This window comes from Acidimicrobiia bacterium, from assembly GCA_040880805.1.
Taxonomy (GTDB): Bacteria; Actinomycetota; Acidimicrobiia; order IMCC26256; family DASPTH01; genus DASPTH01.
On the sequence record JBBDHW010000057.1, the window covers coordinates 39,512 to 63,333 of the forward strand.

Genomic DNA, 23,822 nt, shown 5'->3' on the forward strand with positions numbered 1-23,822 from the left:
ACGAAAACTCTTGTTCCGTGGATTCCGGCGGCGCAGCGAGGCGACTCGCGCCGCCGACGTAGAGCGGATCGACGGCCTCGTGGTCGCCGCGCGCTGCGAGCGCGTTGCGCGCCTCGACCGCGAGGGTGTCGACGACCGCGTTGCCGGTGAGCGCGACATCCGGGAGACTCGACCACCGCGCGTCGATGAACTGAGTATCGAGCGCGAGACCCGCGGCGGCCAGGGTGGCGTCGTCGGCGTCGTCGGCAAGATGCAGCACGCATTTCTCGACGTTGCCGTTCGAGAGGATCGCGAGCGCGAGCACGAGCGACGGCTGGAGGCTCACGAGCTGCACGCTGCGGACGGTGGCGACCTCGGCGTGTGAGTGGGGACCGACCACGACCGCGGTGTGCGAGCTGACGCGTGCGAGAAGCTGGCTCGTCTCGTGCAGCAGGTCGTCGAGCACCTGGTTGGCCGACGTGAAGAGCGTGAAGAAATCGGCGACCGCGCGTCGCTGCGGCGCCGGCAACGCTCCCTGCCGGGTGAAGTGATCGACGAAGTAGCGGTAACCAAGGTCGGTGGGAATGCGCCCCGCCGAAGTGTGCGGCGCCACGATGTAGCCGTCGCGCTCGAGGACCGTCATCTCGTTGCGGACCGTCGCGCTCGACACGTTCATGCCGGACGACCGCGCCACGGTCTGCGACCCCACCGGCTGGGCGGTGGCGACGTGCTCCTCCACGATTGCCCGGAGGACGGCTGCCTTGCGCTCGTCGAGATCCATTGGCACTCGATCCTACCGAGTGCCAGCGGGCGCGCCCGCCCGATCGCCGAGCGACGCGTCGAGCGAAGCAAGGAGGCGCGCCGTGACCTCGTTGGCGAGCAGCCGTCCCCGCCGGGTGAGCGTGGCACCCTCACCGCGCACCTCCAGCAGACCGGCGCCGGCGAGCTCGTCGATGCACGCGTCCACTGGAGGAAGGCCCACAGGAGAACGTTCGGCGCTCGCGCGCTCGAGCTTGATCCCGTCCCTGGTCCGGAGCCCGAGCGTGAGCCGTTCTCCTTCACGGGTACCGGGGTCGAGCCGTTCGTGACCCACTTCGGGCAGGTTGCCTGCGGCGATGGCCGTCAGATATCGATCGGGCGTGCGCACGTTCCACCAGCGGCAAGCCCATCCCTCGGCCTCCAACGTGTGGCCGTGCGCAGCGCAGCCGATGCCCACGTACTCGCCCTGGGACCAATAGAGGAGGTTGTGGCGGCACTCGTGGCCGGGGCGCGCCCAGTTCGAGATCTCGTACCACTGGAGGCCCGCCGCGTGGAGCCGGTCGTCGGCAAGCTCGTACTTCACGGCCTGGTCGTCGTCGTCGGGTGCGACGCGATCCCCGGCCGCAACGGCTCGGCCGAGCGGCGTGCCCGGTTCCACCGTGAGCGCGTACGCACTCACGTGCGACGGTCCGAGCGCGAGCGCGCCGTCGAGCGTGGCCTTCCAGTCGTCGACGGACTCACCCGGCGTTCCATAGATCAGGTCCAGGTTGATGTTGGTGAACCCGGACGCGCGCGCCCACTCCACCGTGCGCGTCACGTTCGCAGGATCGTGGGTACGACCGAGGAGAGCGAGCACGTGCGTGCGCATCGATTGCACGCCGAGCGACAACCGATTCACACCCGCGGCGGCGTAGGCGTCGAGTTTCGCACGGTCGACCGAGTCGGGATTGCACTCGACCGTGACCTCTGCGCCGGGTGCACGCGGGATGGCGTCGAGGATCCGGACGAGCTGGGCCGCCTCGACGAGCGACGGGGTGCCACCACCGAAAAACACACTGGTGGCGGGCGCGAGCGCACGCCGCTCCACGTCGCGCACGCACGCGTCGACGTACCCACCGATCAGGTGCCCGCGATCGGTCCACGTCGCGAAGTCGCAGTAATCGCAGCGGGACGCGCAGAACGGCACGTGCACGTACACACCGAACCGGGCAATGCTCACGGACACGATTGTCGCACGTAGGCGTCAATCCTCCGCGAGCAGGCCGTAGAGCTGCTTGCGAGCGTCGCGCACAATTCCGACCGCGCGCTCGACCAGCTCCGGCCGGCCCGATGCCCCGATCTGGCGAACCGCCATGTGGAGCTGCCGGGTGTTGTCGCGCAGCTGACCGAAATTCGAGTCGGCGCGGTTCCCCAGCTCCCAAGGGGTTCCGCCCGCCTCCTCGATCCGCCGCTGCGTCTCTTCACGGCCGGCGTCGGTGAGCTCGTACACCCGCTTCCCGTCACGCTCGACCGCGCGGGCAAGGCTCTCGTCGGCGAGCAGCTGGAGCATCGGGTACACCGCGCCCGGGCTCGGTCGCCACGAGCCGTCCGTCGTGTCCTCGAGGCGCTGGATCACGTCGTACCCGTGGCCCGGGCCCTCGCTGAGCACCGCGAGCACCGCGGTGCGGATGTCACCCCGCCTCATGCGGCCTCGGCTCCGCCCGGGGTGACCTCGTCCGTGCGCGATCGCCCGTCGTCTCCTCCCACCTTCCATCTCTTGCATGACGGTCCTTCTCCTGTTCACCAGCTCGATCCATTTTTCCGGACGATCACGATATATCATGATCGCACGCTGTGCAAGTCGACCGCTCGCATACATTCCGGCGGTGGACGTACCCACGGTCTCGCTGATCGGCGTGCCCGGCGTACCGATGGTGCAGCCCGGCGACGACCTCCCTTCACTCGTTGTCGACGCCTTCTCGCGGGCGGGCCTGGCGCCGGAGACCGGCGACGTCGTCGTGGTGACGAGCAAGATCATCTCGAAGGCCGAGGGCCGCATGGTCGACCTCCGAACGGTCGAGCCCTCGGCGCGCGCTCGGGAGCTCGCGGAGCTCACGGACAAAGATCCCCGGCTGGTGGAGCTCGTGCTCCAAGAGTCCACGGAAGTCGTGCGAGCGGTCCCGAACACGCTGCTCGTACGTCACCGCCTCGGCTTCATGTCGGCCAACGCAGCCATCGACCGTTCGAACGCGGACGGAAGCGAGCACACCGCGTTGCTGATGCCATTGGACCCCGACGCGTCGGCCGCGAGCATGAAGGCCGCGCTCGACGACGCGTTCGGTGGACCGATCGGCGTCGTGATCACCGACACCCACGGGCGCCCCTTCCGCCGCGGCAACATCGGGGTCGCGGTCGGCGTCGCCGGGTTCGAAGGAGTCGTCGACATGATCGGCCAGCACGACCTGTTCGGTCGCGAACTCAAAGCGACGGTGATCGCGATCGCCGACGAGCTCGCCGCGGCCGCCGCCCTGGTGTCGGGCGAGACGTCCGAGGGACTGCCGATCGTGCTCGTCCGCGGCGTGACGCTCCGAATCGCGGAGGGCGGTTCCGAGGACCTGCTCTTCCCGGCAGATCGCGACTTGTTCCGCTAGTCCGCTCGTTCTCTAGACGGGCAGCTCGTCGCCCATTCGCGCGAAAACGTCGAGCATGGTCCCGCCGAGGAACGCGGCGCGTGTATCCGGGTCGAGCGCGTCGAGTGCGTCGCCGTACACCGCCATCGGCTCGGCGTTGCCCTCGTTGTGCGGGAAGTCCGACGAGAACACGAGCATGTCGGGGATCTCGTGGATCACGCGCATGCCGTCGTCGTGGAGACCCGGTAACGGGCTCCCCTTCAGGTGCGCGCGGAGCATCTCGCCGGGTGACAGCTCGTGCGTCCATTCACCGAGCGCACCGTTCGCGTCCCCGAGCATCTCGATGCGCGACAGGAACCACGGCAACCAACTCGCCCAAAGCTCCGAGAGGACCACCGTGAGGTTCGGGTTCCGTGCCAGCGTGCCCCCGAACACCAGCGCGGCGAGGAACGTCTGCGCCGACTGCGTGCGCTGGCTGTTCGCAAACCGCAGGAAACCACCCGCGCCGGCGCCGCTCGGCTCGTCCCAGCCCGCGTCGGCCCATCCGCCGGCGAAGTTCGCAGGTGTGTTGCCGATGTGCAGCAACGCGACCATGCCGAGATCGGTGGACGTACGCCAGAAACGATCGACGGCGGGGTGCGCGGGCGATCGGCCCTCGAACGGCGCCGCCCAGACGAAGTAGGCGCGACTCCCGAGCGCACGCATCCGCTCGAGCTCCGTGATCGACCAGTCGAGGTCGTTGAAGTCGAGGATGGTGACCGGCGACATCCGGGACGGGTACGCAGAGAGCTGGTCGGCGAGGTAGTCGTTGCACAGCACGATTGCACGGTGACGGTCGACCGGATCCTCGAAGAACTGATGGCAACTGGCAACAGATCCCGAGTACGCGCCCCCCGGGTTCACCAGCGCGAAGTCGATACCGACGCGGTCCATCCATTCGACGCGCTCGTCCGCATCGGCCGCGCCGGGCTGCACGGGCTGGCTCGCGATCAGCTCGTCGATCTGCTGCGGCGATGAGCCCATGTACGGCGCGAACTGCGGCAAGAGTGACTCCGGCGCGGGACGTCGTTCGACTGGCAGCGCGTCGTAGAGGTCACCGGCGAGGTTCGCGATGATCACATCGACCTGGCTCGGGAGCTTGTCACGCAGCTCCTCGAGCGGATGCTCGCCGGGCGCGAAGCCCCTCGGCTCGAAATGACTGTCGACGTCGACGACGCGCATGGTGCTACCCCTTTCGCCAGTTCTCCAGGAACCAGCTACTCGACCACTCCTTGGTGAGCCCGACTCCGGTGATGACCTCCGCGCCGATGGCGCGACACGCCTCCAACTCGGGAATCGTGGTGGCGTCGACACGGTCGCCGCCCTTGGTGAACACGTCGGGGCGGATCGCTACGAGCGCTTGTGACACGGTCGGGTCGCCGGGCGCGTCGAACGGCACGACGTAGTCGACTCCGCGGATGCCGCTCACGATCAGGCAGCGAGTGCGGCAGTCTTGGAACGGCTTCCCCTTCTTCTCGGTGAGGAAGCTGTCGCCGTTCACGATCACCACGAGCACGTCACCGAAGCCTGCGCTCTCGATGATGCAACTGATGTGCCCCGGATGAATGGGGTCGAAGCCGCCGCTCGTCGCGACGACCTTGCCGAGAGTTGGGCGCAACCTCGCAAACTCGTCGAGCTCCACGATCGGCGCGCCGAGACCCTCCATGCCGAAAGGCTAATCAGAAGTCATCGTCATAGCGCTGTGTCGGCCCGAACCGACGACGCAGGTCGGCGTTGACATCGCGCGGCAGCGGCCGTGGGGCTGGCGCGGGACTCGTTCCCGAAAGGTCAGGCTCTGGCGGCAATGGTCGCGGCGAACCTTCGTACGCGGAATGCGCGAACGACAGCGCGTCGTCGAGCATGTTCGAGAACCCGATCGCCTGCTTCACGACCTCGTCTGGGTACCGCGCGAGCCTCGCCACCTCCCGACGCTTCAGAAACCGATCCCGCGACGCCGGCGACAGCTCGCCATACCGCTTCATCCAACACCGCAGGATCTGAAGCTTCGTCATGACGAAGGCCAGGTGTGTTGGCGGCCGGGACACGATCGCCGGTCGCGAACAGTGGCACCCGCAGACCGAGACCCGGCTCGGAGAGCCCGCTCTCGACGAAGGAGAGGGCGGCAGGGGCTCGGTCTGATCAAGGGTGCCGTTCGCGACCGTCGCGGTCGTGACACGGGTGCCGGCCGACGTGAGGAGAACACGGCAGCGTCACTCGTCGAGCGTGAGAGCCGCGACGAACGCTTCCTGGGGAACTTCCACGCGCCCGATCTGCTTCATGCGCTTCTTCCCCTCCTTCTGCCGCTCGAGCAGCTTGCGCTTGCGGGTGATGTCGCCGCCGTAGCACTTGGCGATGACGTCTTTCCGCTTCGCCTTTACCGTCTCGCGGGCGATGATGCGCCCGCCGATCGCGGCCTGGATCGGAACGTCGAAGAGCTGGCGCGGGATGAGCTCGCGCAGCTTCTCGGTGATCCGTCGGCCGTACTCGTAGGCCTTGTCGCGGTGCATGATGGTCGAGAACGCGTCGACCGGCACATTGTTGAGCAGCACGTCGACCTTGACGAGCTTCGACGGCTGGTAGCCCGCCGGCTCGTAGTCGAGGCTCGCGTACCCACGCGTGCGCGATTTCAGCTGGTCGAAGAAATCCATGACGATCTCACCGAGCGGCATCGAGTACACGAGCTCGACTCGCTCCTCCGACAGGTACTCCATCTTCTGCATCTCGCCGCGCTTCTGCTGGCTCAGCTCCATCACTGCACCGATGTACTCGGTGGGCGTGAGCACCGTGACCGTCACGTACGGCTCTTGGATCCCCGCGACCTTGTTGGAGTCCGGCATCGCCGACGGGTTGTCGACCACTTCCACGCCGCCCTCGACCAGGTCCACGCGGTACTCCACGTTCGGCGCGGTGGCAACGAGCGAGAGGTCGTACTCACGCTCGAGCCGCTCGCGCACGATCTCCATGTGCAGCAACCCGAGGAACCCGCACCGGAACCCGAAGCCCAGTGCGCCCGACGTTTCCGGCTCGTACGTGAACGACGAGTCGTTCAGCCGCAGCTTTTCCAGCGCTTCACGCAGTTCCGTGTACTCGTCGCCGTCGACGGGATAGAGGCCGCAGAACACCATCGACTTCGGGTCGCGGTAGCCCTCGAGCGCGGCTGCCGGACGCGCCGCCGTCGTGACCGTCTCACCCACGCGCGCCCCGCCGACGTCCTTGATCCCCGCGATGAGATAGCCGACCTCGCCGGGTCCGAGACTGGCGACCGGTGTGGGCACCGGCTTGCGCACGCCGATCTCCTCCGCGTCATGTGTCGCGTTCGCCTGGACGAAGCGCAGCCGTGCGCCGCTGACGAGCGTGCCGTCGAACACGCGCACCGCACTCACGACGCCGCGGTACGGGTCGTAGTACGAGTCGAACAAGAGCGCCTGCAGCGGCGCGTCCGGATCGCCGCTCGGGGGCGGGACGTGCGCGACAACGGCGTCGAGCAGTTCGGGAACGCCCTCACCGGTCTTCGCGGAGATGCGCAGCACCTCGCTCGCCGGGATACCCAACACCCGCTCGATCTCGCCGGCGACGCGGTCGGGATCGGCGGCCGGAAGGTCGATCTTGTTGACGGCCGCGACGATCGCGAGGTCGTGCTCGAGCGCGAGATAGCAGTTGGCGAGCGTCTGCGCCTCGATGCCCTGCGACGCGTCGACCAGGAGCAGCGCGCCTTCGCACGCGGCGAGGCTACGCGAGACCTCGTAGCCGAAGTCGACGTGCCCGGGCGTGTCGATGAGATGGAGCACGTGGTCTTTCCAGGTGAGACGCACGTTCTGAGCCTTGATCGTGATGCCGCGTTCTCGCTCGAGGTCCATTGTGTCGAGGTACTGGGCCCGCATGTCACGCGGATCGACCGCGCCGGTGAGCTCGAGGATGCGGTCGGCAAGCGTGGACTTACCGTGGTCGACGTGCGCCACGATCGCGAAGGCGCGGAAGCGTTCGATCGGCGGCACCCGCCCATTCTCGCCGGTGTGCGGCGAGTCGACGAACCGCTTCGCCTGCTAGCCTGATTCGGTCCCACCGCACGTCTGCGGAGTCACCGCACGCCCCAGTTTGGAATCAGGTCAGGAACCACGTGGCGAACATCAAGAGTCAGGTCAAGCGGAACCGCTCGAACGAGCGCCGGCGGCAACGGAATCAGGCCGTGCGCACCGAGTTGAAGACCCGCGTGAAGCACGCCCGTGATGCCGTCGACGCCGGCTCCGAGGACACGCCCGAAGCGGTGCGCCTGGCCCAGAAGCGTCTCGGCATGGCCGCGGCAAAGGGCCGGATCCACAAGAACTCGGCCGCCCGCCGCACCTCGCGCATCATGAAGCGCGCCAACGCCGCCGCCGCCGAGTAGCGAGTCCTCAGCGCCGCCGGGCTCCCCTTGCGCTGGCCCGTGAGAGACGGGCGAGCCTCACCACCAACACCTCCACGACCGCGTCGGACGGGATGGCGCGCGCGCCTTTGAGGTCGAGGTCGGCCTGGTAGAGGGCATCGAACGCTTGACGGATGCCGTCGGTGCCGAGCGTGCGCGCGGCGTCGAGCGCCTTGCGTGCCGGGAACTCCTTGACTCGACCGCCGAGAGCCGTGACCGCGTCCGCAGACGTCTGCACCGACGAGTCGTCCAGACGGAGCAGGCGCCGGTAGTAGCCGAGAAGTGTGGCGAGCACCTGGAGCGGGTGCATCGGTTTCGCGTCGCGAGCGTTCGGCGCGTTGAGCAACCGGTGCAGCACCTCGAGCGCGCGCGCCGAATCACCGGCTTCGATCGCGTTCGTGAGCTGGTACGACGGAACCGAACCCGCCTCGCCCAAGTACGGGGCGACGTCGCCGGCTTCCAGCGTCGCGCCGTCGCCGTACGCGGCGCCCAGGACCTCCACGAGCGATCCGACCCTCCCCGCCTCCTCGCCGAGGTGCGCGGTGACCAGGTTCACCGCGTCGGGCCGGAACTTCAGGTTGGCGGCCTTGGCCGCGTCGGCGAGCACGTCGCTCGTCTTCTCGCTCTCGGGCGCGCGCTCGCCGGCACCCACCTCCTTCAGCTTCTTCGTCAATGCGGCGGGAAGCGTTCCCCCGCCGCTGACGAACACGAGGACGGTCGTTTCGAGCGGCGCATCAAGAGACGACTCCAGCATCCGCACGTGCTCGGTGAGCAGCGCGCCGACGTCACGCACCACGATCACCCGTCGAGCACTCATGAACGGGGGGCTCGATGCCGCGTTGTGCACCTCCGCAACCGCGGCCGTTCGCGCGTCGTCGTCGTCATCGCCGGGACCAGCCGGCATGGTGAATTCCTCGAGCGCGAGCGTGCGGTCGTCGTTGCCGAGGAGTTCTTCGACGAGTTCACCGACGACACGGTCGCGCAGCAGCGGATCGATCCCCTTCACGAGGTACACGAGCTGCGTCATAGTGCGTCGGCCTCCAAGATCGCTTCGATCATCCGGCACACCTGAACGCTCCCCAAGACGTCGTGCACCCGCACGATGCGACAGCCGTGGGCAACGCCGTACGCGACCGCCGCGAGCGACGCCGCACGGCGTTCACCGATGTCGAGCTCGAGCAGCTCGCCGAGGAACCGCTTGTTCGATGCCGACAGCAGCAAGGCGTACCCGTGCGACGCGAGTGCGTCGCTCTCGCGCAACAACACGGCACTCTGGGCAGGCGTCTTGCCAAGGTCGAGCCCGGCGTCGAGCGCGATCTGCTCAGGTGCGAGGCCCGCGGCCTCGGCCTGCGCCGCGCGCTCGAGCAGGAATGCGGTGACGTCGCGCATGAGGTCGTCGTAGTGCGGTTCGGGATCGGCCACACGGGGCTCCAGCCGGATGTGGGTTGCCACGACCGACGCGCCGTGCTTCGTCGCGACGCGAAGATAGTCGGGGTCACCGAAGCCGCTGATGTCGTTGCCGACCACCGCGCCCGCAGTACAGGCCGCATCGAGCACCGCCGCGCGCCAGGTGTCGCACGAGATCGCGATGTCGAAGCGGTCGTGCAAGGCCTCGATCGGTTCGATGACTCGATCGAGCTCCTCCTCCTCGGTGATCTCGGGTCCGGGACCCGCCTTCACGCCGCCCACGTCGACGATATCGGCGCCCTGCGCGACCACTTCGTCGGCGCGACGCAGAAAGGCGTCGAGCGCGAACGTCGCGCCGCGGTCGTAGAACGAGTCGGGGGTGCGGTTGAGGATGCCCATGACGAGCGTGCGCGTCGTGAGATCGTGTACTCGGTCACCGAGCCGGTAGCTGACGGGCATCGCGCCGCACCTTACGCGCATGGACGACGGCCGCCATGAGCGCAGCGATCGCGACGAGACCCCACGCGGCGCGCCCGTCGACGGTGACGGGAACACGCGATGCGAGGTCGGCAACCGTGAGCAGCGCGTGCAACAACGCAGCCGTCGGAACGGTGAGCAGCCACGCGATCTGCGGTGCGAACGGTCGGATGACACCACCCGCCACCCCACTCGCGAGCCCCCACATGGTGAGCGGCGCCGCCAGAGGGACGGCCACGAGGTTCGCGGGCAGGGAGACGAGCGGCACCGAGCCGAAGACGGGGATGAGCACGGGCGCGACGCCGACCTGTGCCGCTGCGGTGACTCCGAGCACCTCGCACGCCCACTCGGGGCCGGGCAGCCGCGCCGCGAACGGACGGGCGAGCACGGCGATACCGAGGCTGGCGCCGCACGACAGGAGGAAACCCACCGAGTGGAGCAGGAACGGGTCGGCGACGAGCAACGCGGTCGCGGCGAGCGCGAGCACGCGCAGCCCAGCGGCTGGCCGGCCGAGATACCCGGCGACGAGGGCGATCGACGCCATCGCGATCGCGCGGAGTACGGACGGCTCCCAGCGCGTCATCGTGCCGAACAGCGCGAGCACCGCGACGCCGCCGGCGAGCCGGCCGAAGAGGCCGAGACGACGCAGCAACGGCGCGCACAGCGCGAGCACGAAGGCGACGTTCTCTCCCGACACGGCCATGAGGTGAGTGAGCCCGGCCAGACGGAACCGCTCGGTGACGTCGTCGGGCACGCCGCGCCTGTCGCCGAGGAGGAAGCCGGCGAGCAGCGCTCGGTCGACCGGCGCCAGCGAGCCAGAGCCTCTGAGCACGGCTCCCCTTGCCGCGTTCGCGAGCCGGTCGAGCGGCGCTCGTGCGTTCCGCGCGTCGAGCAGTTCGTTGGCGTGCAGCGTGGCGACCGCGTGTTGCCATCGCCAGCGTTCGTCGAATCCCGTGAGGGGCTCGAGCCAGCCGCGCAGGGTCACGCCTTCTCCCGCGCTGAGCAATCGGAGCCGCGGTCCCGCGTCACCGGTCGCGTCCACGAGCAGGCGCCGGCCGACTGCATCCACCTTCATCAGCACGCGCGCGCTGAACCGCGTTCCCTCGGGATCCTCGACCAGCGTGCCCCGCACCGTCACGTCGTCGCGAGCCTGAACGGGCGCAGTGAGCGCAGAGACGACGAGCCCGTGCAGGGCGCGCTGCATCACTGCAGTGCCGAGCAGTCCGAACGCGAGCACCGCGATGGCAACACGGGCCCCGGGCCGGGTGACGATCGCCGCGGTGACCACGCCGACTCCACCGCCGACGAGCGCCACGCGCGCTGCACCCGGGCCTGCTGCCTCGCCTGCCGCGATTCCGGCGATCAGCCCGGCCAGCACGAGCAGCGGACCGAACGCGACGCGCGCGCGCGAGGTCACACGGTGACGAGCGGAGCCAGGTCGGCGAAGCGCTTGTCGCCGATGCCGCGCACGCTGCGGAGCTCGTTCACCGACGTGAAGCCGCCCCGGCGCTGGCGTTCGGCGATGATCGCCTGCGCGTAGGTGGGCCCGATGCCGGGGAGATCTTCGAGTTGCGCCTGGGTCGCGGTGTTGAGGTTGAGCTTTCCGCCAGTAGTCGCTCCACCCGAGGGGCCGCCCTCCGTCGCGGGGGAACCACCTCCGTCGGCCACCACACCGGGATCGGACTGGCCCACCTTCGGCACGTAGACGCGCTGACCGTCGGCCAGCGTGGCGGCGAGGTTCAGCCGGTCGAGATCGGCATCGGCGTTCGCACCACCCACTGCTTCCACCGCGTCGATCACTCGTGACCGAGCCGGAAGCTCCACGACACCAGGACGTGTGACCGCGCCGGCAACGTGCACCGCGATGCGCGCCGAGACCTTGCCGCCCGACGACGAAGTGCCCGACGACGAGGTGCCCGACGACGAGGTGCCCGACGACGAGGTGCCCGACGACGAGGTGTTGGTCACCGGATCGAGAGCTGTCGTCGCCGGTGTTCGCGCGGCCGATGCCGACTTTCTCGGCGCGGCGCCGGCGTCGCTGCCGCCCCCGATACCGATCCGGTACCACACGACCCCGGCGACCACCGCGACGACAACGAGCACGACGATTCCGAAGCGCGAGTCGGAACGCCAGTCTTGCAAGCGATCGAGCACGCGTTGCACGACGCTCGGCGGGCGAGCAGTGAACGCACCGCGCGGAATGGGGCGCGGTCCGCTCGACTCAGCGGCGTCGTCGTGCTTGCGGTTCCAGAATTCCTGCTCGTCGGACATGATCGCACCTCCGGGCGCGCGCGGACAGCCCGAGGAAGTGCGGGGGAAGCGAGGAGCGAACCTGCCGCGGGGAGGCTACCAGCCGCACGCGTTCGGCGGAAGAGCAGAGCGAGCCAGAGCCGAGCGGCCGCGAGGCGGGTATCCCGCCGGGCAGCGAGGCGTGGCCTGAGCGGCCCGGCGGCGAAGCCACCGAGAGCGGAAGTAGGCGTCAGGCGATCACGAAGTTCACGAGACGGCCCGGAACGACGACGACCTTCCGGACGGTCGCCCCCTCGAGCAGCGCGGCGATGCGCTCGTCGGCCCGCGCGGCCGCTTCGTGCGCGATGTCGTCGGCACCTGTGGCCACGCGCACACGAGCGCGCACCTTCCCGTTGACTTGAACCGGGATCTCGACCTCGTCGTCGACGAGCAGCGCGGGGTCGGGCGCGGGGAACGACTCGAATGCGATCGTCCGCTCGTGGCCCAACTTCTCCCACAACTCCTCGGCAACATGAGGAGTGAGCGGTGCGAGCATCAGCGTCATCGCGTGCACCACTTCTTCCGGCGCGCTCCCCCGGTCGGCGACGACCTGCGTGAGATGGTTGTTGAGCTCGAAGAGCCGGGCGATCGCGGTGTTGTACTCGAGTGTCCCCATGTCGGCGCGCACCGCGTCGATCGTGCGGTGCAACAGGCGGCGCGTGTGAGCGTCTGCCGCGTCGGACGAGACGCGCAGCTCACCGGTGTTCTCGTCGACCACGTTGCGCCAGAAGCGCTGGAGGAGGCGGTACACGCCGTAGATGTCGGCGGTGCTCCACGCGCGGTTCGCGTCGAGCGGGCCCATGAACATCTCGTAGAGCCGCAGGGTGTCGGCCCCGTAGTCACGGTAGATCTCGTCGGGCGTCACCATGTTCTTGCGGCTCTTCCCCATGCGGCCGGACCGCCTGAATACCTCCTGCCCCGCGTAGAAGAACTGGCCGTCACGCTCCTCGACGTCCGTGGCCTCCACGTACATGCCGCGGTCGTCGAGGTACTCGAACGCGGTCACCGTTCCCTGGTTGTAGAGACGATGGAACGGCTCGGGTGTGGACACGTGACCGAGGTCGTACAGCACCTTGTGCCAGAAGCGCGCATAGAGAAGGTGCAACACCGCGTGCTCGGCGCCGCCGACGTACAGGTCGACCCCGCCGTCGTCGGGCTTCGCGGTGCCCACCATCCAGTACCGCTCCACGGCCGGGTCGACCATCTGGTTCTCGTTGGTGGGGTCGAGGTAGCGCAGGTAGTACCAACACGAACCTGCCCACTGCGGCATGGTGTCCGTCTCGCGGCGGTAGCGCCGCGGGCCGTCGCCGAGATCGAGCGAGGCGTTGACCCAGTCTTCCGCGCGCGCGAGTGGTGCCTCGGGCGGTGACGGGTCGTCGTCGGCGAGGATACGCGGTTCGAAGTCGGTCATCTCCGGAAGCTCGACCGGCAACAGCGACTCCGGCAACGCGATGGGGTTGTCGTCGTCGTCGTAGACGATCGGGAACGGCTCGCCCCAGTAGCGCTGGCGGCTGAACAACCAGTCGCGCAGCTTGTAGATCACCGACGGCTCGCCGTTGCCGCTCGCCTCGAGCCACGCGCCGATCTGCTGCTTCGCCTCGGGAGTCGGCAGCCCGTCGAGCGACACGTCGTCGTTCGTCGAGTTCATGCCGGCGCCGTCGCCGACGTACGCCTCGGGCCAAAGGCCTGCCGGAGTGTCAGCGTCGATGCCACGGTCGCGCAGCCAGCCGTCAGGCGGCCGCACCACACCGGTGATCGGGAGGTCGAACTCGCGCGCGAACTCGAAGTCGCGCTGGTCGTGCGCCGGCACCGCCATGATCGCTCCGGTGCCGTATCCCATCAGCACGTAGTCGGCCACGAAGATCGGCACGTTCCAACCGTTCGTGGGGTTCTTGGCGAACGCGCCGGTGAACACCCCGGTCTTCTCACGGCCTTCAGCTTGCCGTTCGAGCTCCGACTTCTGCAGCGCAAAGTCGCGATAGGCGGCCATGGCCTCCGACGGGAGCCGGTCGACCCCGAAGATGCCCTTCCACGAGTCGGGCATGTCGCCGACGTCGGCCATGAGCGTCGCGTTGGGCCACTCGGCGGGCACGATCTCGTCGAGGAGCGGGTGTTCGGGGGCGAGCACCATGTACGTCGCGCCGAAAAGCGTGTCGGGACGTGTCGTGAACACTTCGATGTCGACGCCCGCGTGTTCCTCGACCGGGAACGCGACCGTGGCGCCCACGCTCCGCCCGATCCAGTTGCGCTGCATGGTCTTGATCGATTCGGGCCAGTCGAGCAGGTCGAGGTCGGCGAGCAGCCTGTCGGCATACGCGGTGATCTGTAACTTCCACTGCTTCAGCGGACGCCGGAAGACGGGATGGTTGCCGCGGTCGCTGCGCCCGTCGGCGGTGACCTCTTCGTTCGCGAGCACGGTGCCGAGTGCCGGGCACCAGTTCACCGTTGCCTCGTCGAGGTATGCGAGCCGGTACGAGTCGACCACGGCGCGTCGCGCGGCAGCGTCGAGGTCGGACCACGCCAGTTCGTCGGGGTTGGCGCCGCTCTCGGGCGAGCGCGTGCCCGCCTCGAGCTCGGCGACGAGGTCGGCGATCGGCCGCGCCCGTGCCTGGTCGGCGTCGTTCCACGAGTTGAACAGCTGGAGGAAGATCCACTGCGTCCACCGGTAGTACTGGACGTCTGTGGTGGACACGCCGCGGCGGGAGTCGTGCCCGAGCCCGAGCGCGCGGAGCTGCCGCCGCATCGTCGCGATGTTGGCGTCGACGGTGGCGCGCGGGTGGCGGCCGTGCTCCACCGCGTACTGCTCGGCGGGAAGACCGAACGAGTCGTACCCAAGAGCGTGCAACACGTTGTAGCCACTCATGCGCATGAAACGGGCGTAGACGTCGGTGCCGATGTACCCGAGGGGGTGCCCGACGTGCAGACCCTCGCCGCTCGGGTACGGGAACATGTCGAGCACGTAGAGCTTGCGGCGGTCGGTGGCTTCCTCGAACCCGTCACGCAGCGGCCCCGACGGGTTGGGTGCCCAGAACGTGTGGTCGCGCTCCCAGCGATCTTGCCACTTGGCCTCGATGTCGTTCGCAAGGCGCGCCGAGTACCGGAACTGCGGTGTGTCGGTCGCGGAGGCCGTCGTGTCGGTCATCGAGGGCGAGCGTACCGGTCCTGCTCTGCACTACGAGCGAGAGAAACGACAAACGCCGCTGATACCCTGATGCGCTCTGGGGCTGTAGCTCAGTTGGTAGAGCGCCTCCATGGCATGGAGGAAGTCGTCGGTTCGAGTCCGGTCAGCTCCACGAGTGGTTCACACCTTGGCGGCCGATGCCTTCCCGTGTCCTCGGCAATCGCGCGTTTGGAGGAGACAGCTCCGGAGTGGCGGGCGCGATGCCCGAGGCCGACGCGGCCATCGCCATGATCGGCTCGTGGTTCACGGCGCCGCCGCGCTCAGTCGGATCCGGTTGCCGTCGTCATCGGCCAGCTCGATCTCGCGCAATCCCCACGGATGGTCGACGAGCGGCGTGACCACGGCTGCGCCGTTCGCGATCGCTCTCTTGGCGAGCGCGTCGACATCGGTGACCGACACCATGACCGTCGACCCGCCAACTTCCGAGCGCGGTCGGAGGCTGAGTTGGACTCCGGCGAGTCCCGTCCATCTCGGCGCGGGGAGCACGCGCGCTTTCGTGGGTGGGTCCCCGACGACGAACCCGGCCTCGAATCCGAGCTTCGCCTGCCACCACTGGATCGCCGCGCTCACGTCGCTCACCGAGAGGATCGGCTCGGCGACGTAGTGCATTCGAGGCGGTTCGGCTTCGCCACGCCACGCTTCCGCCGTCACGCCATAGACGAAGCTCGGCGTGCGCTCGCGCGCGTAGGCGAAGCACGGTGGCGGGATCGACACGCAGCATCTCGACGACGACGAGCCGCGTCTCGTCCAACGACGCGGTCGGGCCGCGGTGCCAGTACCGCATGGCCGCAGGATCACTCAGGAGCTCGTGCAGATCCTCGGCGTCCTGAGTGCCCAGTGGCCGGAGCCAGAGGCTTTCGGTCGTGAGGTCGGGAATCATCACAATACGTCCCCCATCCGGTGCCGAAGCTCGCAACAATGGACCCGATGTCATCGTCGTGGCAAGAAGCGGTCGACGAGTTCTGGTCGAGTGCGTTCGCGTGCGAACGCGACCTCCTGTGCACGCCCGGCGTCCATGTGGTCGACGGCGGCTACGAGTTGCACGGCTACCGAGGGCTCTATCTCCTCCGCATCGACGACTCGTGCTTCGTGTACGCACCCGCCGACGTGCGCGACGACGTCCGAGCGCGTGTTGCCGGACTCGCGGTGGACAACGTGTTCAGCCGTGAGTACGCGCGAGCGCTCGTCGAAAGCGGGAACCGGGTACTCGGTCCGTCGCGGCACCACTACGCGGGCACGGACGAGCTCGTCGAGATCGACGGCACCGTGGTACGCGAGCTGACAGACGCCGACGACCGGCTGTTCGACACGTTGCGGCGCGAGTGCGACTGGGACGACTGGACCGAGAGCAGCCTGCCGGACGAACGGGCCGAACGGTTCGGCATCGTCCAGGGCGGCGCGCTCGTCGCCGCCGGCAACCTCACGCAGTGGCGCGACACCTACTCCGACATCGGACTGGTGACCCATCCGCGGCACCGAGGGCACGGACACGCCAGTGCGCTCACTCGTGCGATGGCCAGGCACGCCCTGGAACGCACGGACGCGGTCCGCTACCGAGCCCTCACCTCGAACGCACCGTCGCTCGCAGTCGCGCGCCGAGCCGGATTCGAGCCTTACGGCGAGAACATCGCCGTACATCTCGGCGAGTAGTCAGCTCGGGTCACGGAGTACGACGAGTCCGAGGAAACCGGACAGGACCACGGGTGCGACCCACCACCCGGAGATCGACGCCGCCACGGCGAGCGCGGTCAGCCCGAGCGCGGCCACGGCGGCGACCGCGAGGCGCCAGTCGTCACCGACGATGAAGTCGTACCAGAAGTGAAAGAAGGTACGGAGGTGGCTCATGTCGACGCTGCTTCCGTCACCGCCGCCACCAGCTGGCGCCGTCGGACGAGTACGACGAGCAGCCACGAAATGAGCCCGTAGAACGCGATGAGCCCGAGGATGGCGACGTCGCCGCCCGGCCAGTCGGCGCCCGCGCTCTCACCACCCCAGAACGTTCCGTACGCGATCAGCATGAGCCCGACGCTGAACTTCAACGCGTTCTCGGGGACGCGCGACAACGGACCGTGCACGACCACGCCCAGCGCGACCACCGTGATCAGCGCGGCACCCGCCGCGATCGCACCGAGTGTGAGGTTGTGGTGCGTGTTGCCGAAGGCGATCACGAGGAAGGCGACCTCGAGGCCTTCGAGAAACACTCCCTTGAACGAGAGCGTGAACGCGTACCAGTCGAATTCCCCGCGTTCGACCTTGTGCGCACGGGTCTCGGTCAGCTCCTCCTCGAAGATGCGCTCTTCGTCGTGCAACGCCATAGCGCCGCCGGCGCGCAGGATGGCTTTGCGGAGCCACTGGAGCCCGAACGCCAACAAGAGGAAGCCGATCACGAGGCGCAGCGTGTCGAGTGGGATCAGCGTGAGGGTCGGCCCGAGCGCCGCCACGATGACCGCCAACGCGCCCAGAGCCGCAGCCACTCCAAGGCGCACCGCGTGCCAACCGTGGGTGATCCCGACCGCCAGCACGATGGTGAGCGCTTCGACCATCTCGACCGCGCAGGCCGCAAACGTCGCTGCGACCAAGATCGCGGTGTTCACGCCCCAAAGCCTACCGACGCCCGACCGCGCGTATCCTCGCCGTCGGCGCCGGGACGGGCTCGGGAGGTCAGCGTGGTGCAGAGTGATGCGACGACGGTGGAGGCCTACCTGGCCGAGCTCCCCGAGGATCGGCGCGCCACGATCGAGGCGCTGCGCGCGGTCATCCTGGAGCACCTGCCGGAGGGGTTCACCGAGGGCATGCAGCAAGGGATGATCGGCTACTACATCCCGCTCGAGCGCTATCCCGACACGTACAACGGCCAGCCGCTCGCGATCGCCGCGCTGGCGAACCAGAAGCGCTTCATGTCGCTGTACCTCATGGGGATCTACGCGAACGAGGACGACGCGTGGTGGTTCCGCGAGCGGTGGACGCTGTCCGGCAAGCGACTCGACATGGGCAAGAGCTGCGTCCGGTTCCGCAAGCTCGACGACGTCCCACTCGATGTTGTCGGTGCAGCAATCGCGCGCACGTCGGCCGACGCCTTCATCGCCGACTACGAACGCACCCGCGGCTCCACCTGAGGAGCTACAGCGGCTTCACGAACCACCATTGGTGACCCTCCGGGTCGAGCGCGCCGTAGGACCTCACGCCGTACGGCTGGTCGACCGGCTCGCCTTCGACGTCTGCACCCGCGGCCGTGGCGCGCGCGTAGTGCGTGTCGACATCGTCGACGGAGACGTACATTTCCCACGCTCACCTGGCCGAGGTGCTTCGGGTTCTTGTGACCCGGCGGGTCGATCATCGCCGGCATGTCCTCGTAGTAGATGTATGGGCAGAGGGGCGGGTAGTCGGTCGGGATCTGGTCGGTCACGTCGATTCCTTTCTGGTCATCGGGCGCTTCCCGCGTGTGCGCTCAGCGTGCTCCTTGAACGCGCCGAGCTGCTCGGACCAGGACGCATGCACCTGATCGAGCCAAGCCTGCAGCGCGACGAACCGCGCCGGACGAAGCTGGTAGACACGCCCACGGGCGTCGTCCTCCATCATCGCGACCTCGACGAGACCGCTCGAGCGCAGCACGCGGAGGTGACGGCTCATCGCCGGACGGGTCATCCCGGACCCTTCTGCCAGCTCGCCGGCACGGCGCGGGCCGTCGCGCAGGAGCTCCACGACGCGTCGGCGGGTGGGGTCTGCGAGTGCAGTGAGGATCACGTCCAGATCATTCACGGTGGCGTTAATCATTGATGACAATGCTTCAGATATCAACCCCCGTAGTATCCGGCTGATGGCCGACCTTCCGCTCGCGGTTCGCGCGTTCTCGCACGTTGGCATCAGCGTGTCCGACCTCGACCGCGCGGTCGGCTTCTACACGCGGGTGCTCGGGTTCCGCGTGCTCGCCGACATCCGCGACCTCGGACAACAACGCGTCGTACTCGCGCTCGACGAGATCGGCCTCGAGTTGCTCGGGAACGAGGTCGGCATCGAGTACGCGGTGCCGGAACCGATGACGTTCGGCAAGCCGAAGCTCGCATTCACCGTGGACGACATCGACACCGTGCGCGCGACCGCAGCCGAGCACGGGGTGCCGCTGATCGGCGACATCATCGACACACCGGTCTCCCGCGTGTGCTGGATCCGCGATCCCGACGGCATGGGCATCCAGCTCCACGAGTTCAAAGACGACTACTTGCGGGTCACGGACCTCCTGGAGTGACCCGCGCCACGATCACGGAGTGTGGTGCGCGACGAGCTCGATCCAGGTGAACCGGGTGGGCTCCGGAACTCCCACGTCGCCCAGGGCCGGTCCGAGGCGCGACTCCATGAACGCGGCCTGGTGCTCCGGCGTATCCCACACCTCGAGCACCGCGAACTTCCCGTCGTCGCTGTGGCCCGCCGTGTGGCTGATGAGACCGTCGGGCCAGTCGCCCGTGCCGGTACCCGGGTCGAGGCCGAGCTTCGCGTTGACCGCGTCGTAATGGCTCTCGTCGACGCCCTCGAACTCGATGATCAATCCTGCCGGCATGTTCGCCTCCTCGTCAGATTGGCTCGTTGCACTGGACTCTCGCTCGGTCACGAACCCCCGGGGGTGACGCGGGCTGCTTCGGCGTCCATGAGCTCCTGCATGCGCGGGCTGATCCCGCCGTCGACCACGACGTCGCATCCTGTCATGTACGACGCCTCCTCGGAAAGGAGGAAGGCGACGACGTTGCAGATCTCCTCGGGCTGCCCCCACCGCTTGATCGGGGTGAGCTCGATCATCATCGCCATCGCCGGCTGTTCGTCGTACTCCTGACGCCCCTGCGGCGTGTCGATGATGCCGGGCGATATCGAACAGATGCGAGCGCCGCGCATTCCCCACGCGGGGGCTTCGCGCGCGACGAGCCGCATGACGCCACGCTTCGCGTAGCCGTAGCCCTGACCCGCGTTGGTGAGGCTGTCGCCCGCGAGCGCGCCGAGCCGGTCGAGCAGGTCGGGAGCGAGCGGATCGTCGAGCGCGGCGTCGATCTCCTTGTCGGGCGCGACACCGTGACCGGCGATCGACGCCCAGCACACCGCCGCGCTCGCGGGCGACGTGAGCGGCTCGAACGCTTGCACGAGCAACGCGGTCCCGACGAGGTCGACCTCGATGATGCGCCGCCAGTCGGCCATGGTGGGTGAGATACCGGCCGCGTGAGCCAGGGAACGGAGCCCCCCGAACTCGCCAACCTTGTCGGCGAGCGCCGCGACCGCGTCGGGATCACTCACATCGCACGCAACGGCATGGACGTTGTCACCGAGCTCGTCGGCGACCGCGCGGATGGCGTCTTCGTTCAGATCGACGAGGACCAACGGCGCGTCGGGTGTGTAGAGGCGGTGCGCGGCGGTCAAACCCATCCCGCGGGCGGCGCCGGTGACGACGATAGCTCCAGGGGCAGTCATGTGCCGATCGTACGCGACCCTCGGTAGCGTGGCGAGGTGACCGCGTCTTCCTCGGCCGAATTCGCACTGGGTGGCGTGCGCGTCCTCGACCTCAGCACCGAGATCGCCGGGCCGTACTGCACGAAGCTGCTCGCCGACGCCGGCGCCGATGTCGTGAAGGTCGAACCGGCGCCCGGCGGCGACTCGATGCGTGGGTGGCGATCCGGGGCCCTGTTCGAGTTCCTCAACACCACGAAACGGTCCGTGACCGGCGACTGGTCGTCCCTCGCCGCCGCAGCCGACGTGCTGGTGGTCGACGGTGCGATTCCCGTGGACGTTCTGCACGATGCGAATCCCGCGCTCGTCGTCGTCACCCTCTCGCCGTTCGGCCTCGACGGCCCCTGGGCGGATCGTGTGGCCACGGAGTTCACGCTGCAGGCGTGGTGCGGGTCGACGGGGAGCCGTGGCCTGCCCGACCAACCACCGCTCGCGGCCGGGGGCCGCATCGGCGAGTGGCTCGCCGGGAGTTTCGCCGCGGTCGCCGCGCTCGCGGCGGTGCGGGACGCGCGGCGCTCCGGCCGCGGCGCCCACGTCGACGTGGCCATGCTCGACTCCATGGCCGTCACGATGGTCTCGTATCCGTCGGTCCACGCGGCGATGGCCGGCTGGCCGGCCGAATCGGGCCCGACGCGCGTGGTGGAGATCCCGTCCGTCGAGCCCACCGCCGACGGATACGTCGTGGTCACCACGAACAGCGCGCAGCAGTACAACGACTTCCTGGTACAGATCGGCCGCGCCGATGTACTCGAGAATGCGCCGGAGCTCGCGCAGCGCCAGCCACGCTGGATTCGCCGCGACGAGTTCGAGGCGATGGTGCACGAGTACACGACGAAGCGATCCACCGAACAGGTGCTCGCAGACGCCGCGCTCCTCCGCGTCCCGTGCGCGCCGGTGCACAACGGCGCGACCCTGCCCAAGGTCGATCACTTCGTCGAGCGCGGCGTGTACATGCCGTCGCCGTCGGGTCGCTTCGTGCAGCCGCGCATTCCGTACACGATCAGCGGCCACGAGCCGCGTCCGTTCGCGCCCGCGCCGTCGGCCGGCGAGCACACCGGCACGGTCGCGTGGGATCCGCGACCTGCACGAGCAACGGCCATACCCGGCCGACCACTCGTTGGGCTGCGGGTAATCGATTGCACGGCGTGGTGGGCCGGTCCTGCCGCAACGCACGTGCTCGGGTGCCTCGGTGCCGACGTGATCAAGGTCGAGTCGGTGACCCGCCCCGATCTCATGCGCTACACCGCGCTCAGGCCGCCCACCGCGGAGAAGTGGTGGGAATGGGGAGGCCTGTTCCACGGGGTGAACTCGGGCAAGCGCGCCATCACCCTCGACCTCCGCACCGAGGAGGGCATCGAGCTGTTCCACCAACTGCTCGACACCGCCGACGCGCTCCTCGACAACTACACGCCCCGCGTGATGGAACAGTTCGGCCTCACGTGGGACGTCGTGCACGAACGGCACCCGCGCCTCGTGATGACGCGCATGCCCGCGTTCGGGCTCGACGGGCCGTGGCGCGACCGCACCGGGTTCGCGCAGCAGATGGAGGGGATCTCGGGAATGGCCTGGCTCACCGGCTATCCCGACGGACTACCCGTGCTCGTGCGCGGCGCGTGTGACCCGCTCGCCGCCCTGCATGCGGTACTCGCCACGCTCGCCGCGCTCGAGATCCGCGACCGCACCGGGGAGGGAGTCTTCGTCGAGAGCACGATGATCGAGACGGCGCTCAACGTCGCGGCCGAGCAGGTGATCGAGTACTCCGTGAGCGGCGAGGTGCTGCAGCGCTCGGGCGCGCGCGGACCCACCGCGGCGCCGCAGGGCGTCTACCGGTGCACGGGCGACGATCGGTGGGTCGCGATCGCGATCGCGACCGACGAGCAGTGGGTCGCGCTGCGGAGCGCGCTCGGCGATCCCGAGTGGGCGCGCGACGCGTCACTCACCACGGCCGACGGCCGTCGCGCCGCGCACGACGCGATCGATGCGGAACTCGGCGCGTGGTGCGCGACGCGCAACGCGGACGACGCGGTGAAGTTGCTCTGGTCAGCGGGTGTGCCGGTCGGCGACGTCGTGCGCCCTCGCGAAATCCTGAACAACCCGCAACTCCGTCATCGCAAGCTGTTCGAGATGGAGGACCACCCTGTCACCGGGCAGGTCGAGCTCCCCATGATGCCGTTTCGTTTCGACACCGTCGACGCGTGGATGACCCGCCCCTCTCCTACGCTCGGCCAGCACAACGACGAGGTCCTTGCCGAACTGGGTGTCGACGCCGACGCGCGTGCGGCGTTGCGCGAGGCCGGCCTGATCGGCGACCGCCCCGCGGGCGCGTGAGGGGCGCCGCGTGGAACTGGCGGCGGCCCGCGCACCATACTGCTGGTGCCATCATGAAGGAGCACCGATGTCCCAGATCGAGGTCGAGCGCGACGGCCACGTGATGATCGTCACCATGAACCGCCCCAAGCGGAAGAACGCGATGACGCTCACGATGTTCGCCCTCATGGCCGATGCCTGGCAGGAGCTCAGCGAGAACGACGACCTGCGCTGCGCGATCCTCACCGGCGCCGAGGGCAACTTCTCGTCGGGTATGGACCTGCGCGCCATGGCCGGTGACGTCGATCCCGACGGCGCGATCGACGAACAGGCGCGGTTGAAGGAAGACCCCGGCTTCGTGTACCGCGGGCTGCTGAAGACGTACCGACCGACCAAGCCGGTGATCGCGGCCGTCGAAGGCGTCGCGATCGCGGGTGGCACCGAGATCCTCCAGGGCACCGACATCCGCGTCGCAGGCGAGAGCACGCGCTTCGGCGTGTCGGAGGCACGGTGGTCGCTGTACCCGATGGGTGGCTCCGCAGTGCGGCTCCAGCGCCAGATCCCCTACACGGTGGCAGCCGACATACTCCTGACCGGCAAGCACATCTTGGCGCCGGAGGCGAAAGAGATCGGGCTCATCGGTCACGTCGTTCCCGACGGTCAGGCACTCGACAGGGCGCGGGAGATCGGCGAGACGATCGCGGCGAACGGGCCGCTGGCGGTGGAAGCGATCCTCAAGACCCTGCACGAGACCCAACACATGAGCGAGCAAGAGGCGTTCGCGCACGAGATGGGCTACACGGGTTCGGTCATGGGATCGCAGGATTCGAAGGAAGGCCCCAAGGCCTTCGCGGAGAAGCGCACGCCGAACTTCCAACGGAAGTAG

26 protein-coding genes and 1 tRNA gene are annotated in these 23,822 nt (G+C 68.6%); 8 read left to right on the plus strand and 19 right to left on the minus strand.

What is annotated here, in order from left to right:
- The 3 genes from WD271_15390 to WD271_15400 all read right to left on the minus strand — a co-directional run.
- Positions 1–760: hypothetical protein (locus tag WD271_15390; GenBank protein MEX1009206.1), on the minus strand; the 760-nt coding region annotated here is incomplete at its 3' end.
- 12 nt (positions 761–772) lie between these two features.
- Positions 773–1,957: a radical SAM family heme chaperone HemW gene (gene hemW, locus WD271_15395; protein MEX1009207.1), complete on the minus strand. Its 1,185-nt coding sequence runs from the start codon at positions 1,955–1,957 to the stop codon at positions 773–775.
- 24 nt (positions 1,958–1,981) lie between these two features.
- Positions 1,982–2,422: a PadR family transcriptional regulator gene (locus tag WD271_15400; GenBank protein ID MEX1009208.1), complete on the minus strand. Its 441-nt coding sequence runs from the start codon at positions 2,420–2,422 to the stop codon at positions 1,982–1,984.
- Positions 2,423–2,603: 181 nt separating this feature from the next.
- Here WD271_15400 and cofE point away from each other — a divergent pair, with 181 nt between their 5' ends.
- Entirely contained in the window at positions 2,604–3,368 is a 765-nt protein-coding gene (gene cofE, locus WD271_15405) for a coenzyme F420-0:L-glutamate ligase (GenBank protein MEX1009209.1), read from the plus strand.
- 12 nt (positions 3,369–3,380) lie between these two features.
- Here the strand turns inward: cofE and WD271_15410 are convergent, their stop codons facing one another.
- From WD271_15410 to lepA, 4 genes are all read right to left on the minus strand, one after another.
- Positions 3,381–4,568 carry an amidohydrolase family protein gene (locus tag WD271_15410; GenBank protein MEX1009210.1) on the minus strand — a complete coding sequence of 396 codons (1,188 nt, stop codon included), beginning with the start codon at positions 4,566–4,568 and terminating at the stop codon, positions 3,381–3,383.
- 4 nt (positions 4,569–4,572) lie between these two features.
- On the minus strand, positions 4,573–5,052 hold the full coding sequence (locus tag WD271_15415; GenBank protein ID MEX1009211.1) for an adenylyltransferase/cytidyltransferase family protein: 480 nt from the start codon (positions 5,050–5,052) through the stop codon (positions 4,573–4,575).
- Between the two features lie 13 nt (positions 5,053–5,065).
- A complete protein-coding gene (locus WD271_15420) occupies positions 5,066–5,308 on the minus strand; it encodes a hypothetical protein (protein ID MEX1009212.1) in 243 nt (80 codons plus the stop codon).
- A gap of 288 nt (positions 5,309–5,596) precedes the next feature.
- Positions 5,597–7,381: a translation elongation factor 4 gene (lepA, locus tag WD271_15425; protein ID MEX1009213.1), complete on the minus strand. Its 1,785-nt coding sequence runs from the start codon at positions 7,379–7,381 to the stop codon at positions 5,597–5,599.
- A gap of 122 nt (positions 7,382–7,503) precedes the next feature.
- Here lepA and rpsT point away from each other — a divergent pair, with 122 nt between their 5' ends.
- The gene (gene rpsT, locus WD271_15430; GenBank protein MEX1009214.1) at positions 7,504–7,770 is read left to right on the plus strand and encodes a 30S ribosomal protein S20; all 267 of its coding nucleotides are present in this window, start codon (positions 7,504–7,506) and stop codon (positions 7,768–7,770) included.
- Between the two features lie 7 nt (positions 7,771–7,777).
- Here rpsT and WD271_15435 read toward each other — a convergent pair whose 3' ends face one another.
- The 5 genes from WD271_15435 to WD271_15455 form a co-directional block, all read right to left on the minus strand.
- Positions 7,778–8,815, minus strand: coding sequence for a hypothetical protein (locus WD271_15435; protein MEX1009215.1), 1,038 nt, complete (start codon positions 8,813–8,815; stop codon positions 7,778–7,780).
- Positions 8,812–9,654: a dihydropteroate synthase gene (gene folP, locus WD271_15440; protein ID MEX1009216.1), complete on the minus strand. Its 843-nt coding sequence runs from the start codon at positions 9,652–9,654 to the stop codon at positions 8,812–8,814. Before folP ends, WD271_15435 begins: the two co-directional genes overlap by 4 nt.
- Positions 9,629–11,089: a ComEC/Rec2 family competence protein gene (locus tag WD271_15445; GenBank protein MEX1009217.1), complete on the minus strand. Its 1,461-nt coding sequence runs from the start codon at positions 11,087–11,089 to the stop codon at positions 9,629–9,631. Before WD271_15445 ends, folP begins: the two co-directional genes overlap by 26 nt.
- Positions 11,086–11,943 carry a helix-hairpin-helix domain-containing protein gene (locus tag WD271_15450; GenBank protein ID MEX1009218.1) on the minus strand — a complete coding sequence of 286 codons (858 nt, stop codon included), beginning with the start codon at positions 11,941–11,943 and terminating at the stop codon, positions 11,086–11,088. Before WD271_15450 ends, WD271_15445 begins: the two co-directional genes overlap by 4 nt.
- A gap of 208 nt (positions 11,944–12,151) precedes the next feature.
- Complete coding sequence (locus WD271_15455) at positions 12,152–15,103, minus strand: class I tRNA ligase family protein (protein ID MEX1009219.1); 2,952 nt, start codon at positions 15,101–15,103, stop codon at positions 12,152–12,154.
- Between the two features lie 78 nt (positions 15,104–15,181).
- On the opposite strand from WD271_15455, the gene WD271_15460 reads away from it, so the two are divergent.
- A tRNA-Ala gene (locus WD271_15460) sits at positions 15,182–15,254 on the plus strand.
- Between the two features lie 131 nt (positions 15,255–15,385).
- Here WD271_15460 and WD271_15465 read toward each other — a convergent pair.
- Positions 15,386–15,856 (minus strand): VOC family protein, encoded by a 471-nt coding sequence (locus tag WD271_15465; GenBank protein ID MEX1009220.1) that lies wholly within the window; start codon positions 15,854–15,856, stop codon positions 15,386–15,388.
- Positions 15,857–16,069: 213 nt separating this feature from the next.
- Here WD271_15465 and WD271_15470 point away from each other — a divergent pair, with 213 nt between their 5' ends.
- Complete coding sequence (locus WD271_15470) at positions 16,070–16,792, plus strand: GNAT family N-acetyltransferase (GenBank protein ID MEX1009221.1); 723 nt, start codon at positions 16,070–16,072, stop codon at positions 16,790–16,792.
- Here the strand turns inward: WD271_15470 and WD271_15475 are convergent, their stop codons facing one another.
- Both WD271_15475 and WD271_15480 read right to left on the minus strand, forming a co-directional pair.
- Positions 16,793–16,987: a hypothetical protein gene (locus WD271_15475; protein MEX1009222.1), complete on the minus strand. Its 195-nt coding sequence runs from the start codon at positions 16,985–16,987 to the stop codon at positions 16,793–16,795.
- Positions 16,984–17,685: a hypothetical protein gene (locus tag WD271_15480; protein MEX1009223.1), complete on the minus strand. Its 702-nt coding sequence runs from the start codon at positions 17,683–17,685 to the stop codon at positions 16,984–16,986. Before WD271_15480 ends, WD271_15475 begins: the two co-directional genes overlap by 4 nt.
- A gap of 123 nt (positions 17,686–17,808) precedes the next feature.
- On the opposite strand from WD271_15480, the gene WD271_15485 reads away from it, so the two are divergent.
- Positions 17,809–18,258, plus strand: coding sequence for a DUF1801 domain-containing protein (locus tag WD271_15485; GenBank protein ID MEX1009224.1), 450 nt, complete (start codon positions 17,809–17,811; stop codon positions 18,256–18,258).
- A gap of 4 nt (positions 18,259–18,262) precedes the next feature.
- On the opposite strand, the gene WD271_15490 is transcribed toward WD271_15485, so the two are convergent.
- Both WD271_15490 and WD271_15495 read right to left on the minus strand, forming a co-directional pair.
- Positions 18,263–18,421, minus strand: coding sequence for a VOC family protein (locus WD271_15490; protein MEX1009225.1), 159 nt, complete (start codon positions 18,419–18,421; stop codon positions 18,263–18,265).
- Between the two features lie 123 nt (positions 18,422–18,544).
- Entirely contained in the window at positions 18,545–18,916 is a 372-nt protein-coding gene (locus tag WD271_15495; GenBank protein ID MEX1009226.1) for a metalloregulator ArsR/SmtB family transcription factor, read from the minus strand.
- Between the two features lie 43 nt (positions 18,917–18,959).
- On the opposite strand from WD271_15495, the gene WD271_15500 reads away from it, so the two are divergent.
- Positions 18,960–19,388: a VOC family protein gene (locus WD271_15500; GenBank protein MEX1009227.1), complete on the plus strand. Its 429-nt coding sequence runs from the start codon at positions 18,960–18,962 to the stop codon at positions 19,386–19,388.
- A gap of 12 nt (positions 19,389–19,400) precedes the next feature.
- On the opposite strand, the gene WD271_15505 is transcribed toward WD271_15500, so the two are convergent.
- Both WD271_15505 and WD271_15510 read right to left on the minus strand, forming a co-directional pair.
- On the minus strand, positions 19,401–19,697 hold the full coding sequence (locus tag WD271_15505; GenBank protein MEX1009228.1) for a hypothetical protein: 297 nt from the start codon (positions 19,695–19,697) through the stop codon (positions 19,401–19,403).
- A 47-nt stretch (positions 19,698–19,744) separates the two neighbouring features.
- On the minus strand, positions 19,745–20,593 hold the full coding sequence (locus WD271_15510) for an SDR family oxidoreductase (protein MEX1009229.1): 849 nt from the start codon (positions 20,591–20,593) through the stop codon (positions 19,745–19,747).
- A 36-nt stretch (positions 20,594–20,629) separates the two neighbouring features.
- Between WD271_15510 and WD271_15515 the strand changes: the two genes are divergently transcribed.
- Together WD271_15515 and WD271_15520 are read left to right on the plus strand one after the other, a co-directional pair.
- The gene (locus WD271_15515) at positions 20,630–22,957 is read left to right on the plus strand and encodes a CoA transferase (GenBank protein MEX1009230.1); all 2,328 of its coding nucleotides are present in this window, start codon (positions 20,630–20,632) and stop codon (positions 22,955–22,957) included.
- A 67-nt stretch (positions 22,958–23,024) separates the two neighbouring features.
- Positions 23,025–23,822, plus strand: coding sequence for a crotonase/enoyl-CoA hydratase family protein (locus WD271_15520; protein ID MEX1009231.1), 798 nt, complete (start codon positions 23,025–23,027; stop codon positions 23,820–23,822).

What these genes read in the sequence shown, in the direction of transcription:
- WD271_15400 (MEX1009208.1), bottom strand. Translation starts at nt 2,422, where the DNA reads ATGAGGCGGGGTGACATCCGCACCGCGGTGCTCGCGGTGCTCAGCGAG.
- WD271_15410 (MEX1009210.1), bottom strand. Translation starts at nt 4,568, where the DNA reads ATGCGCGTCGTCGACGTCGACAGTCATTTCGAGCCGAGGGGCTTCGCG.
- WD271_15415 (MEX1009211.1), bottom strand. Translation starts at nt 5,052, where the DNA reads ATGGAGGGTCTCGGCGCGCCGATCGTGGAGCTCGACGAGTTTGCGAGG.
- WD271_15435 (MEX1009215.1), bottom strand. Translation starts at nt 8,815, where the DNA reads ATGACGCAGCTCGTGTACCTCGTGAAGGGGATCGATCCGCTGCTGCGC.
- folP (MEX1009216.1), bottom strand. Translation starts at nt 9,654, where the DNA reads ATGCCCGTCAGCTACCGGCTCGGTGACCGAGTACACGATCTCACGACG.
- WD271_15450 (MEX1009218.1), bottom strand. Translation starts at nt 11,943, where the DNA reads ATGTCCGACGAGCAGGAATTCTGGAACCGCAAGCACGACGACGCCGCT.
- WD271_15455 (MEX1009219.1), bottom strand. Translation starts at nt 15,103, where the DNA reads ATGACCGACACGACGGCCTCCGCGACCGACACACCGCAGTTCCGGTAC.
- WD271_15470 (MEX1009221.1), top strand. Translation starts at nt 16,070, where the DNA reads ATGTCATCGTCGTGGCAAGAAGCGGTCGACGAGTTCTGGTCGAGTGCG.
- WD271_15475 (MEX1009222.1), bottom strand. Translation starts at nt 16,987, where the DNA reads ATGAGCCACCTCCGTACCTTCTTTCACTTCTGGTACGACTTCATCGTC.
- WD271_15480 (MEX1009223.1), bottom strand. Translation starts at nt 17,685, where the DNA reads ATGGTCGAAGCGCTCACCATCGTGCTGGCGGTCGGGATCACCCACGGT.
- WD271_15490 (MEX1009225.1), bottom strand. Translation starts at nt 18,421, where the DNA reads ATGTACGTCTCCGTCGACGATGTCGACACGCACTACGCGCGCGCCACG.
- WD271_15495 (MEX1009226.1), bottom strand. Translation starts at nt 18,916, where the DNA reads ATGATTAACGCCACCGTGAATGATCTGGACGTGATCCTCACTGCACTC.
- WD271_15500 (MEX1009227.1), top strand. Translation starts at nt 18,960, where the DNA reads ATGGCCGACCTTCCGCTCGCGGTTCGCGCGTTCTCGCACGTTGGCATC.
- WD271_15505 (MEX1009228.1), bottom strand. Translation starts at nt 19,697, where the DNA reads ATGCCGGCAGGATTGATCATCGAGTTCGAGGGCGTCGACGAGAGCCAT.
- WD271_15510 (MEX1009229.1), bottom strand. Translation starts at nt 20,593, where the DNA reads ATGACTGCCCCTGGAGCTATCGTCGTCACCGGCGCCGCCCGCGGGATG.
- WD271_15520 (MEX1009231.1), top strand. Translation starts at nt 23,025, where the DNA reads ATGTCCCAGATCGAGGTCGAGCGCGACGGCCACGTGATGATCGTCACC.